13 protein-coding genes are annotated in these 13,063 nt (G+C 40.7%); 11 read left to right on the top strand and 2 right to left on the bottom strand.

Annotated elements, in window-relative coordinates; translation table 11 throughout:
• Positions 1-30: 30 nt before the first annotated feature.
• The 5 genes from PR761_RS09625 to PR761_RS09605 all read left to right on the top strand — a co-directional run bounded on the left by PR761_RS09625 (position 31) and on the right by PR761_RS09605 (position 3,654).
• Complete coding sequence (locus tag PR761_RS09625; RefSeq protein ID WP_006813941.1) at positions 31-771, top strand: fimbria/pilus periplasmic chaperone; 741 nt, start codon at positions 31-33, stop codon at positions 769-771.
• A 34-nt stretch (positions 772-805) separates the two neighbouring features.
• Positions 806-1,432 carry a fimbrial protein gene (locus PR761_RS09620; protein WP_039854650.1) on the top strand — a complete coding sequence of 209 codons (627 nt, stop codon included), beginning with the start codon at positions 806-808 and terminating at the stop codon, positions 1,430-1,432.
• 52 nt (positions 1,433-1,484) lie between these two features.
• Positions 1,485-2,387: an MrpH family fimbial adhesin gene (locus PR761_RS09615; RefSeq protein ID WP_126436179.1), complete on the top strand. Its 903-nt coding sequence runs from the start codon at positions 1,485-1,487 to the stop codon at positions 2,385-2,387.
• A gap of 41 nt (positions 2,388-2,428) precedes the next feature.
• Positions 2,429-2,959, top strand: coding sequence for a fimbrial protein (locus PR761_RS09610; RefSeq protein WP_230083574.1), 531 nt, complete (start codon positions 2,429-2,431; stop codon positions 2,957-2,959).
• Between the two features lie 155 nt (positions 2,960-3,114).
• The gene (locus tag PR761_RS09605) at positions 3,115-3,654 is read left to right on the top strand and encodes a DUF2058 domain-containing protein (RefSeq protein WP_039854648.1); all 540 of its coding nucleotides are present in this window, start codon (positions 3,115-3,117) and stop codon (positions 3,652-3,654) included.
• Between the two features lie 17 nt (positions 3,655-3,671).
• On the opposite strand, the gene PR761_RS09600 is transcribed toward PR761_RS09605, so the two are convergent.
• A complete protein-coding gene (locus PR761_RS09600) occupies positions 3,672-4,370 on the bottom strand; it encodes an RluA family pseudouridine synthase (protein ID WP_112835854.1) in 699 nt (232 codons plus the stop codon).
• Positions 4,371-4,547: 177 nt separating this feature from the next.
• On the opposite strand from PR761_RS09600, the gene PR761_RS09595 reads away from it, so the two are divergent.
• Positions 4,548-5,036 carry a cold-shock protein gene (locus tag PR761_RS09595; protein WP_039854645.1) on the top strand — a complete coding sequence of 163 codons (489 nt, stop codon included), beginning with the start codon at positions 4,548-4,550 and terminating at the stop codon, positions 5,034-5,036.
• 85 nt (positions 5,037-5,121) lie between these two features.
• On the opposite strand, the gene hypT is transcribed toward PR761_RS09595, so the two are convergent.
• Positions 5,122-6,030, bottom strand: a complete 909-nt coding sequence (hypT, locus tag PR761_RS09590) for a hypochlorite stress DNA-binding transcriptional regulator HypT (protein ID WP_006813934.1) — start codon at positions 6,028-6,030, stop codon at positions 5,122-5,124.
• Positions 6,031-6,435: 405 nt separating this feature from the next.
• On the opposite strand from hypT, the gene PR761_RS09585 reads away from it, so the two are divergent.
• The 5 genes from PR761_RS09585 (at position 6,436) to PR761_RS09565 (ending at position 13,034) form a co-directional block, all read left to right on the top strand.
• Positions 6,436-7,143, top strand: a complete 708-nt coding sequence (locus PR761_RS09585) for an aspartate/glutamate racemase family protein (protein ID WP_154610974.1) — start codon at positions 6,436-6,438, stop codon at positions 7,141-7,143.
• Positions 7,144-7,231: 88 nt separating this feature from the next.
• Positions 7,232-8,533, top strand: a complete 1,302-nt coding sequence (locus tag PR761_RS09580) for an anaerobic C4-dicarboxylate transporter (protein ID WP_039854644.1) — start codon at positions 7,232-7,234, stop codon at positions 8,531-8,533.
• A 568-nt stretch (positions 8,534-9,101) separates the two neighbouring features.
• Positions 9,102-11,546: a dimethylsulfoxide reductase subunit A gene (dmsA, locus tag PR761_RS09575; protein ID WP_154610991.1), complete on the top strand. Its 2,445-nt coding sequence runs from the start codon at positions 9,102-9,104 to the stop codon at positions 11,544-11,546.
• Positions 11,547-11,557: 11 nt separating this feature from the next.
• Positions 11,558-12,175: a DMSO/selenate family reductase complex B subunit gene (locus PR761_RS09570; RefSeq protein ID WP_154610975.1), complete on the top strand. Its 618-nt coding sequence runs from the start codon at positions 11,558-11,560 to the stop codon at positions 12,173-12,175.
• A 1-nt stretch (position 12,176) separates the two neighbouring features.
• Positions 12,177-13,034 (top strand): DmsC/YnfH family molybdoenzyme membrane anchor subunit, encoded by an 858-nt coding sequence (locus tag PR761_RS09565; protein ID WP_006813928.1) that lies wholly within the window; start codon positions 12,177-12,179, stop codon positions 13,032-13,034.
• The last annotated feature ends 29 nt before the right edge of the window (positions 13,035-13,063 follow it).

Here is a 13,063-nt window from a genome sequence, read left to right as displayed (position 1 = left end):
ATAAAAGTTATAGATAGAGGTAATAACCAAATGAATATTAAAACGATATTAATTAGTGGTATTTTTGGATCTTTAGCCCTAATTAACCTATCCGAGGCTGCAGTATCATTAGATAGAACAAGAATTATATTTGATGGGGAAAATAAGTCAGTTTCTTTAAGTATTAATAATAATAATAAACAGCTTCCATATCTTGCACAGGGATGGATTGAAAATGAAGAAAGTAAAAAAATAACGTCGCCATTAATTGTACTTCCACCAGTTCAACGATTAGAACCAGGGAAATCAAGCCAAATGAAAATTGAATCTCTACCCAGTATAAAAAATTTACCACAGGATAGAGAATCTTTATTCTATTTTAATATGCGTGAAATTCCGCCTAAAAGTGATAAACCAAATACATTACAAATTGCATTACAAACAAAAATAAAATTATTTTATCGTCCGGCTGCCATTGCACCACAACAAAATAGCGCACCATGGCAAGAAAAAATGCAGCTTGAAAAAAAAGGGAATCTTGTTATTGCTAAGAACTCAACGCCTTATTACATCACAATAATTAATGCTGGTGCTCATGCAAATACGGATGCAAAAGAATTTAATCCCATCATGATCGCACCGTTTGGTGAGGAAAATATAGGAATAACAAGTGAACAGTTAGGAAATACACCAGTCATTACCTATATCAATGACTATGGTGGTCGCCCAAAATTGACGTTTGATTGTAAAAATACAATATGCTCCGTTGCAGCAAACTCATTAACTAAATAATAAAATCAAAATGAAGCTAAATGGAGATATCTTTATGATCTCAACTATATATCGCTGGCTGTACCAAGAATATACCATCGGTGCACTTTGCTTAGTTGCCGTATTGCCCGCGGTTGCCAATGATAACCGTTATTTATTCCGGCCTACAGATGGCTGGGAGGTTGATGGCCAACATGGTGTCATTCATGTTTCAGGGTCTTTAACTGAAAACCCATGCGAATTAGCGATGGAGTCCAGTAACCAATCGGTATCGCTGGGCAATATTTCATTCAGTGAGCTGAATCATTCTGAGCGAACAATGCAACCTGTGCCATTCAAAATTGAGTTGTTAAATTGCTTACAAGTCCAAACTGAGCTGCAAAATTTCCAAACGGGGCAATCAGTGTGGAGTAGCACACAACCCGCGGTTAAAGTTAAATTTTTAGCAGCAAGCGTACCTGAAAACGCTAATATTATTCGTATTAATGGTGCGCATGGTTTTGGATTACAAGTCGCCAATTCAGCTGGGCAAATGTTGCCAATAGGAAAAGCGAGTAATCCTACGTTAATCTCATCGGGTCAAAATAGCCTAATATATTATGTCTCTGCAATAAGAACGTCTGGCCCACTTATTCCCGGTGCTTTCTCTGCATTGATTGCATTTGAAATGCTATATGATTAATTCCATCGTATTTAAATATACTGATTGATAAAAATGAATAGGTAATAGCGTAATGCTAAGAAACAAAAATATTTTTTTTATAAAATCGATTATACTTATTTTATTATTTATAATTAATTTTAATGTGGGTGCAAACCCATTAAACCCGAATAGTATTTATACCACTAGTATAAAGCATCCACAGATTAATAATTCATACTATACAGAGCCAAGAACGTTAGGGCCTTATTTTTTGTATATTCCTGATGATATTAAAAATAGCTCTATTTCAGAGTGTAATATTAAAGCTATTGTAACAGGAAGGTCATCAACAGGAACCGTTACTTCTATCACAACACCATCTTCTTACCTTCTAAATGGTTTCAGTAGTATCTATGGTATCACTGGGGTAGTGAAATCGTACACAGTTACCAGAAATTCAACAAAGCACTGTAGAGACATATTACCTGATTTTGGCGTTAAATTTGGAGGATTTGCAGCTAAGTATATAAACTTTTTTGATTATAATGCATCACTAACGGGTTATGCAGATACCTGTTTACAAATCATCATCAATGATAAAAATGTGGGCACAACGTGTTCAATCCATGTTCCAGAAATTCCGGTATTGCCTTCTTGCGATATATTTATGCCATTAACCCTATCTCACGGTGAAGTGAATGCAAATAATGTGAACGGTAATATTGCCAAGGTTAATGGTGATATCACATGTACTGGGGACATGAGTGCGACATTTCAATTTTTACCTGAAAATGAAGTTGATTTATCACAAGGTGTCAAAAGCCAATTGGATGTGTGTGTTTCAGGAAAGTGCATGTCGAATAATGTGGTTCAAGCCGAGATAAAGAAAAATACCCATTTAGCATTCTCCGTTAATTCAACATTATCTGCATTGGGGAATCCTGAGCCTGGTTCGAGGGTTGGAAATGTCATTCTATCGATTGTGATTAATTAAAATGCAGCTTATTGACTATAACGATTGGAGTATGAATCGCTATGATGATTTTTATTAAAATAATAAAAAAAAGAGTCTTTTTATTATTTACAGTATTTATTAACACGTTGATTATTTTTTTTAGTGGTTTTTGTTTTGCAGAAACGTATTCATTGACGATTAAAGTTGATGTGATTGAAAGTACCTGTGATATTTATGGTAATGATGGACCAGGTAACCCTATTGAGGTTTCATTTGGTGAAATGAACTTGAATGGTTTCACCCGCGAAAGGTATACCAGAGATATTCATTACGCTATAGACTGCGGTGGTAATACATCGAGTAACCCAAATTTAAAACTCAAGTTTGAGAGTGATATTTCAGATTTTGATGCCACTTTAGTGAAGACATCAAATCCAAAATTAGGTTTAAAAATTCAAGCAGATAATAAGTTATTATCCCCTAATGAGTACCGTAATTTTACCTATTCTAACAAGCCATTACTGAGTGTATCTCCGGTTTTTGATGAAGGGAAAAAGATCGAGTTTGGGGCATTCACGGCAATAGGAAGGCTCAAGGTGGAATATCAATAATCTCTTTTTTACGTATAGAAATAGCCCATGACTTAATGTCACTTGGATATTGGCGATATGGGGACAGTCAGAGCCTTTGCTCCCCATTCCCTAACACTCCCGCTGAAATAACAGGTATAATCCCTCAAATCTTATTCAATGGGCTTAAAACCAATATGGCAAAACTTACCTTACAAGAGCAGATGCTCCAAGCGGGACTCGTCACCAGCAAAAAAATGGCGAAAGTCCAAAGAACAGCAAAAAAATCACGAGTTCAGGCTCGAGAAGCTAGAGAAGCCGTAGAAGAAAACAAAAAAGCACAGCTTGAGCGCGATAAGCAGCTAAGCGAACAACAAAAACAAGCGGTGTTATCGAAAGAAGCAAAAGCACAAGTGAAGCAGCTGATTGAAATGAATAGAATTCATATCGCAAGAGGCGATATCAGTTTTAACTTCACTGATAATAATCTCATTAAAAACGTCTCTGTGGATAAAACCACTCAAGCTCAGCTCATTAGTGGGCGTCTCGCCATCGCGCGTTTATTAACGGACAACCCAGAAGTGAATGAATACGCGATTATCCCTGCGGTTGTTGCCGACAAAATTGCTCAACGTGATGAGAGCTATATCGTATTAAATAATGCATTGAGTCAGGAAGCGCAAGACGAAGACGACCCATATGCAGACTTTAAAATCCCTGATGATTTGATGTGGTAATTCGCAATAATATCCGCTTAGAACGGGCTAGCATTATGGGTATTGAGCGGTTCGCCGGTGACCGGATGAATAAAATCCAGTTCGCAGGCATGTAACATTAATCGCGGAGTCTGTTCGGTTCCTAATAACAGGCGCCCACCATACAAATCACAGCCCAAAATCGGGTGCCCTAACAGCTGGCAATGAATACGGAGTTGGTGAGTCCGCCCCGTTTCTGGCGTAAGTTGCACCCGAGTTAACGGTAACTGCCCCCCATCATCCAACTCTCGATAAAAACGTTCAATAACGCGATAGCGGGAGCGAGCGGGCTTGCCATTAATTGCACTAATCGACATGAGCGGGAACAGCGCGGGATCTTTAGCTATCGGTGCATCAATCACACCTTCATCATCATCCAAATGCCCACAAAGTAGCGCACTATACATTTTGCCTACAGTGCGTTGGCTGAATTGGTGGCAAAGGGCGGCATTAATGGCTTTATTGCGAGCCACCACCATCAATCCTGATGTCCCAAAATCGAGACGATGAACCAGCGTACATTCAGGAAAAATTTTGACCATACGATGATGCACTGAATCCAAATTTTGGGGGTTTTTTCCCGACAGGCTAAGTAGCCCCGAGGGCTTATTGATTAATATCAGGTGGTCATCCTGATAGAGATACTCAATCGGATCATGGCAAAATGGGGCAATAAAGGTATCAATAATGGTAGACATCGGGCTATCCGGACGAAGAGTGAGGCTGGATGATAACCAATTTTAATCAGACTAGCGAACCCACTATTCACGCACCAAAAAATTATCATCTAGACTTAAACCAAAGGCGTGGTCTGTACAAGCATTGTGTTTTATACTGCGCGCTGTGAACACTGAGTAAATATTAAGTAGGCGGTAATAACGATGAACGGAATAATCACAACGTGGTTTGAAGAGAAAGGTTTTGGCTTTATCAAAGATGAAAATGGGGATAACCGTTATTTTCATGTGATTAAGGTCTCCAATCCTGATCTGATCAAGAAAGATGCGGCGGTGACTTTCGAACCGACTACCAATACCAAAGGTTTGTCTGCCTATGCCGTTAAAGTCATACCGGAAAGCAAATATATTTATATTGCAGGCGAGCGCATTAAACTGACTGCGATAAAATCCTTCCGTATTTATTATGAAGATGTACCCGCAGATACCCGTATTGATAAAGAAAATACGGTGCTGTCTATTGGCGCCTTGATGAACAGTATCAAACCTAAATCTGACATTAAGCCGGGTCAAATGCGTACACTGAAAAAATTAATTATCGAGACGCTTCATGGCACGACGCTGACTTTTACCGAAGACGAAATTGATGTCGATGATACGCTCAAGCAGTTAAAATCTATCAAATAATTGCTTCCAATATTCTGCCGTTAGCGTTGTGCTGGCGGCAAAATCTTTGCATTTCCATCCTATCACTAGTTGCCTATCTTACCTGCTATAGATGCTTTAAATCTTCGGGTATATTTTTCTTTAAGATCCGCCAAAAATCTTCTGCGGTTTTATTTAATCGCGTATTCATGCGATAAATATAAACTTGGATAGGAATTGTCAGTTCAGGGGTATTCAAACAGGCTAGTTTCTTCTCTTTCAATTCGTTGATAACAGAATAAATGGGTAACCAAGCAATACCATGCCCATCTAATGCCATGTTTTTCAATAACTCACTCATTGAAGACATAAACAGAGTTTTAGAACTGATGGCTCCAAATTCACTTAACCGACGATTGACCAACCTTCCCATATATGAGGCGCTGGTATAATTCAATAACGGAACTTCGGGCTGGTAAATATCAAAAAGGGGCTTTCCATTTTTATCTGTCGCACAAATGGGGTATAGCTCGGATTCAAATACGTTTAAGCAGCAAAAAGGAGATTGCATTAAATCTTCGTCATAGAAAGAGATAATAAAATCACTCTTACCCTCCCTTAGTGTGTTGACCACTTGCACGACATCGATGGCTTCCACATGATAAACAAACTCCCCACCATAATCAGACAATGAATGCACTAATTTGGGTAGCAGAGCTAACGATAATGAATGTGCTGCGGCAATTTTGATATTCGGTAGGCTCAAAATATTATGCCCTGACAGCTCATTAAGGTTGCACTCCAATTGCTGCAAAAGACTGCGAGCTTGTGAATGAAATATTTTACCTTCTTCAGAAAGCTGTAAGGGTGATGTTGTTCTATCGAATAACTCTACGCCGATTGCCTCTTCTAACGCTTTAATTCGTCGGCTAAATGCGGGCTGAGATAGATTTCTTTGTTCTGCTGCATGAGAAAAGTGGCGACAAGATTCTAGCGTTAAAAAGTCATACAGCCACTTAGTTTCAATATTTTTCATTTGCTTGGCCTTAAAATGACATAAAACGGAAAGATAATAACAATGATGTTTAACGTTAATTATTAGTTACACTATTCAATATTTATTGTGGCGCTATTATTCGTATTATGCATGCCGATAACGTTTCAAACATTAATAAAAATCAAACTCTATTTTTTATTTTGATAAAAAGTGATAAATATTAGTTATTAACCACGAGTTTAATGAAGTAAATCGAAATAACCAATAAATTTGCTATGCACTTTTTGCATCAGCCTATACATACTTGCATTTCTCTTACGCTCAGAATACTGATAAATCTTATTCATGATTTAATTTATTGAACAAATTAATAATTAAGTTCATTTGAAATATTCAAATATTTCAATCAAAGAATTAAGATATAAAATATTGGGAGTTTTAATTATGAAAGGTTTGATTGGTGTTCTAGGTGGAATGGGACCCGCGGCAACTGTCGATTTATTTAATAAATTTGTTACTTTTAATCATGCAAGTAAGGATCAGGAACACATTCCATTAATAATATCATCTATCCCAGATATTCCAGACCGTACAGAGGCACTACTCAATCATGGGGTTTCACCGCTTCCATTGATGGAGGACTATCTTCAAAGACTTGAAGTGGCAGGCGCAGAATGCATCGTTATTCCTTGTAATACCGCCCATTTTTGGTTTGATGAGCTTAAGAAATCATGCCATGTTGAAATATTAAGTATTATTGAAGCGACAATGAATGAAGTTATTTCTACACAGAAAAATAAAATTGGTTTATTAGCTACTGATGCCACCATGCATATGGGGCTGTATCAGAAGAGTATTGAAGACCAAGGTTTGATTTGTATTAAACCTGATAATGAAAACCAAAAAATGATAATGAAAAGTATTTATTTATTAAAATCAGGTGAATTTTCTTTAGCAGAAGACATTATGAAAAAACAAGCAGATATTTTATTTTCAAATGGTGCTGAAATTATTGTTTTAGGGTGTACTGAAGTTCCAGTCATTCTTTCTAATGAAGTTAAATCTCATCCTGATAAATATATCGACTCAACGGGCGCATTAGTTCGGGCGGGTATTAATTGGTATAAAAAAAGAATCGGTAAAATAAATTAAAAATAACAATAATTATTTAAAAACTAAATTAATACAAAAATAAATTCTCATATTACTAATGACAAAATATTGTCTATTGGAGACGATTATGGTTTTTCTAGAAATCATTGTTGTATTAGGGGCGATTTTCTTCGGGATACGAATGGGAGGAATCGGTATCGGTTTATGTGGTGGATTAGGATTAGCGATTTTAACCATCGGATTTGGTTTACCGATAGGCTCTCCCCCGGTTGATGTTATTTTAATCATCATGACTGTTGTTGTCGCCGCTTCCGCATTACAAGCGGCGGGAGGAATGGATTACCTCGTACGCCTTGCGGGTACATTTATGAGGAAAAATCCAAAATATATCAATATCATTGCGCCGATTACAACGTGGGTAATGACCATTATGGCGGGAACAGGCTTTATCGTGTTCTCCATGCTTCCCGTTATTGCCGAGATTGCGAAAGACTCTGGTGTTAGACCGTCAAGAACACTGGCTGGCTCAGTTGTGGCATCGCAGATTGCAATTTCAGGTTCACCAATTAGTGCCGCAATGGCAGCAATGCTCACCATCATGGAAGGCAATGGCGTCACATTTATTACCGTGATGTCTGTATGCTTACCAGCCTCTTTTGTCGCGGCAATGGTTGCGGCATTCATTGCGTCACGTCAAGGTTGTGAATTAGAGGATGATGAAGTTTATTTAGACCGTTTACAGAAAGGTTTAATCCATAAATATGAAGAGAAAAAAGGGGAAAGCACACCAAAAGAAAAATTCTCTGTCATCTTATTTATTATTGCAACTATCGGTATTGTTATTCTGGCGGCATTCCCTCAATTACGTCCTGGTTTTGATATTGGAAAACCAATGGGGACGCGAGACATCATTATTATCTGCATGTTGAGTGCGGCTTGTTTAATGGTAGTTTTCTGTAAGACATCACCGAACTCGATTGTGTTAGCGTCGACTTTCCGCTCTGGAATGAGTTCACTGGCCGTCATATTAGGTATTGTCACGTTAGGTACCACATTTGTTGATGCTCATATGGTACAAATAAAAGAGATCGCAGGAAATGTTCTTTCTTCCTATCCTATTTTACTCTCATTAGTTTTATTCTTTACCTGTGCATTACTTTATTCCCAAGGGGCCACCACGCCACTCATTATTCCTTTAGCCATCGCATTGGATGTACCAACATGGGCGATACTTGCATCATTTGTTGCGGTTACGGGGGTATTCGTTTTACCGACCTATCCAACCTCATTGGCTGCCATGGAGTTTGACTCAACAGGTTCAACTAGGGTAGGGAAATATATTTTAAATCATCCGTTTATGTTGCCGGGATTAGGCGGAATTATTGCTGGAGTCGCATTCGGTTTCATTATCGCGCCTATGGTGGTGTAACCGTTTAAATATCACCAGCACCAGAGAATAATCGCCAGAAATAGGAAAACGTTAAGATAACTATTTCTGGCTGATTTAAGAGGTTCGACATCCTTAAACAAAATGACATTTAAATTTGATGACTTGGCTTTATTTTTGAGGAATAAATTTTTTCCATCAAAAATAAAGCCTTTTTTATGATCTCTGAATCTTATTTTTCTGGAATAGAAATAACTAATATGGAATAAGAAAACTAAAGTAATTTATTCATCCCGCTACAACCATCAGTAGTATTTTTTGTATAAAACGCTTATTTATGTATTCGAGTATATAACGTAAGGCTAAAAATTACTTATAAAATCAATTGGATAATAAATCTCATTCGCTTAATAAGCCATAACTTTCTTGACCTAAAACAACTCCTCAATTCTTGTGATTGGTATATTGATTAAATCAAAATTTTAATTACTGCCACTTTTGTGGCTCGTAGTTTTATCGCTAATCGCACGCAGGTTGCGTGCCTACATTCAAATAATTATAGCGAACAGACGTCATACCCTTTTAAGCAATCTAAGTGAGCGAGTTATATATGGCCAATATCAAAGAGAAAGCCGCTGTTTTTGCTCCTCTAACCCGTCGTGGATTTGTTAAAGCCGGAACAATAACGGGTTTAGCTGCGGCGGCTGGAGGATTTTCTCTCCCGTTCAGCGCCTCAGCGGAGACCGAGCAAAAAACAGCTGCCCCGGCAGGGGATGAAAAAGTGGTTTGGAGTGCATGCACCGTTAACTGCGGTAGCCGTTGCCCGTTACGCATGCATGTGGTTGATGGTGAAATCAAATATGTCGAAACCGATAATACCGGCGATGACGTTTACGACGGACTACACCAAGTACGGGCGTGCTTACGGGGTCGCTCCATGCGCCGTCGCGTTTATAACCCAGACCGTCTGCGCTATCCAATGATGCGCGTAGGCAAACGCGGTGAAGGTAAATTCAAGCGGATCAGTTGGGAAGAGGCTTATAATGCCATTGCTGACAACATGAAACGCATCATCAAAGAGTATGGTAACGAGTCAATCTACCTAAACTATGGTACGGGTACTCTGGGTGGCACAATGACAAGATCATGGCCACCGGGCGCAACCTTGATTGCTCGCCTGATGAACTGTTGTGGTGGTTACTTAAACCATTATGGAGATTACAGCACCGCGCAAATTGCCGCAGGCTTGAATTACACCTTTGGTGGCTGGGCGGATGGTAACAGCCCATCAGATATCGAAAATTCAAAATTAGTGGTGATGTTCGGTAATAACCCCGGTGAAACACGCATGAGTGGCGGCGGGGTGACTTATTATGTCGAACAAGCACGCGAAAAATCTAACGCGAAGATGATTATCATCGATCCTCGCTACACGGATACAGGGGCTGGGCGTGAAGATGAATGGATCCCAATCCGTCCGGGTACCGATGCCGCGCTGGTGAACGCCATTGCTTATGTGATGATCACTGAAAACCTCGTCGACAAGCCATTTCTCGACAAATATTGTGTAGGTTACGATGAAACCACGATGCCAGCTGGGGCACCAAAAAATGCGCACTATAAAGCGTATATTTTAGGTGATGGACCCGACGGGCAAGCGAAAACGCCGGAATGGGCAGCCACAATTACGGGTATCCCAGCAGACCGTATCGTGAAACTCGCTCGCGAAATTGGGACGGCAAAACCCGCTTATATCGTACAAGGCTGGGGGCCTCAGCGCCGTTCTAACGGTGAATTAACGTCCCGTGCTATCTCCATGCTCGCTATTTTAACGGGCAATATTGGTATTAATGGCGGTAACACTGGGGCGCGTGAAGGCTCATACAGTATTCCATTTGTGCGGATGCCGACCTTAACTAACCCAGTGCAAACGAGCATCTCCATGTTTATGTGGACCGACGCCATCCTACGTGGCCCTGAAATGACGGCAACCCGCGATGGTGTACGTGGTAAAGATAAACTGGATGTACCAATCAAAATGATCTGGAACTACGCGGGTAACTGCTTAGTTAACCAACATTCAGAAATTAACCGTACCCACGACATTCTTCAAGATGAATCGAAGTGCGAAATGATTGTGGTGATTGATAACCACATGACCGCATCAGCAAAATATGCGGATATTCTACTGCCAGACTGCACAGCTTCTGAGCAAATGGATTTCTGCTTGGATGCTTCAGCGGGGAATATGTCCTATGTGATTTTTGCAGATCAAGCGATTAAACCGCGTTTTGAAAGCCGCAATATTTATGAAATGACCAGCGAAATTGCTAAACGCATGGGGGTTGGTGAGCAGTTTACTGAAAACCGGACCCAAGAAGAGTGGCTACGTCATTTGTATGAGCAATCTCGCGAAGCATTACCGGAGCTGCCAACATTTGAAGAGTTCCGCGCTCAAGGTATTTTCAAAAAACGTGACCCTAACGGACACCATGTCGCCTATAAGAGCTTCCGTGAAGACCCTGTTGCGAACCCATTAACCACACCATCCGGTAAAATTGAGATCTATTCGGCGCAATTAGCGGAGTTGCAAGACACGTGGGAATTAAATGAAGGGGATGTGATCCATCCGCTGCCAATTTACGCGATGGGCTTTGAACACCATGGCGACCCACTGATGGAAAAATATCCATTGCAACTGACTGGTTTCCACTACAAATCACGAACCCACTCAACCTATGGCAACGTGGATGTATTGAAAGCAGCGTGTCCTCAAGAACTCTGGATCAACCCACAAGATGCGGCTAAGCGCGACCTAAAACAGGGTGACTTAGTGCGTGTATTTAACGACCGAGGCGAAGTACGAATTAAAGTCAAAGTGACGCCACGTATTTTACCGGGTGTGGTGGGAATGGGGGAAGGTGCTTGGTATGACCCAGATGGTAATCGTGTTGACCATGGGGGAAGTATTAACGTGCTGACCACTCAGCGCCCATCGCCATTGGCGAAAGGCAACCCATCACATTCTAATCTTGTTGAAGTTGTGAAAGCTTAAGGATGTCAGTTATGTCAACGCAATATGGTTTTTATATCGACTCAAGCCGTTGCACTGGCTGCAAAACCTGTGAGCTAGCGTGCAAAGACTTTAAAAATTTATCTCCGGAAGTGAATTTCCGTCGGATTTATGAATATGTAGGTGGGGATTGGACAGAGCAAAACGGTGTCTATGGGCAAAATGTTTTTGCCTATTATCTGTCTATTTCTTGTAACCACTGTGACGACCCAGCTTGCGCTAAAGTATGCCCAAGTGGGGCGATGCATAAACGTGAAGATGGCTTCGTGGTTGTGGATGAGGAAGTGTGTATTGGTTGCCGCTATTGCAGCATGGCATGCCCTTACGGTGCACCTCAATTTGACCAAGAAAAAGGTCACATGACCAAATGTGATGGTTGTTATGAGCGCGTGGCAGAAGGCAAAAAACCAATCTGTGTGGAATCTTGCCCACTGCGCGCATTGGATATGGCACCGATTGAAGAGCTACGCGCTAAATATGGCGATTTAGCGGAAATCGCACCATTACCTTCAGCGGAATATACCCATCCGAATATTGTTTTAAAACTGAATGCCAATAGCAAACCTGTCGGTGATACCACGGGGCATCTGGCTAACCCGGAGGAAGTTTAATATGGGCGCGGGAATTCATGAATGGCCATTGATGTTTTTTACGGTCATTGGTCAAAGTGTGGCGGGAGCATTTGTGATGATGGCGGCGGTGCTATTTTGTGGCAAATTATCCGTCGATCTTAATCGCAAAGTGCATTACAGCATGTTTGGTTTATGGGTGTTAATGGGCATTGGTTTTCTGTTATCTACTATGCACATGGGAACGCCGCTGCGTGCATTTAATGCCTTTAATCGCCTAGGTGCTTCTTCGCTGAGTAATGAAATTGCCAGTGGGGCGCTATTCTTTGCATTGGGCGGTTTATATTGGCTATTAGCTGTATTAAACAAGATGCCGGCGGCGCTAGGTAAATTATGGCTGGTGGTGGTGGCGGTATTGGCGGTTATTTTTGTCGTGGCAACGTCTCGAGTCTACCAAATCTCGACCGTGCCAACTTGGAATAACCACTACACTATGATCAACTTTGTGTTAACCGCATTCCTCGGTGGCCCGATTTTAGCTGCTTTGTTATTGCGTGTGGCAGGGTTTGACTTACAGTGTATTCGCCGCGTTCCTGCTATTTGCGTGATTGCGTTACTGGTCAGCGCGGCAGCCGCTATTTCCCAAGGTTTTGACTTGGCGAGTATTGAGACATCGGTACAAAAAGCCACAGATTTAGTACCTGACTACGGTTTCTTAATGGATATTAAAATCGTGGCAGTGGCGATGGGATTGGGTTGCTGGATCATGCCAATGATAGCAAAACGTAATCCATCCATACTGAACTTAGGTATTGGTTTCCTACTTGTGATGGTGGGTGAAATCGTAGGGCGCGGAGTGTTCTACGGTCTGCATATGACCGTTGGAATGGCCGTGAATTAAGCCAGATTGAATTAAAGGCTTAGCAGAAT

This window comes from Providencia sp. PROV210, assembly GCF_028479445.1.
Taxonomy (GTDB): domain Bacteria; phylum Pseudomonadota; class Gammaproteobacteria; order Enterobacterales; family Enterobacteriaceae; genus Providencia; species Providencia rustigianii.
The sequence above is the reverse complement of the archived record's forward strand: the minus strand, read 5'-3'. Positions and strand labels throughout refer to the sequence as shown.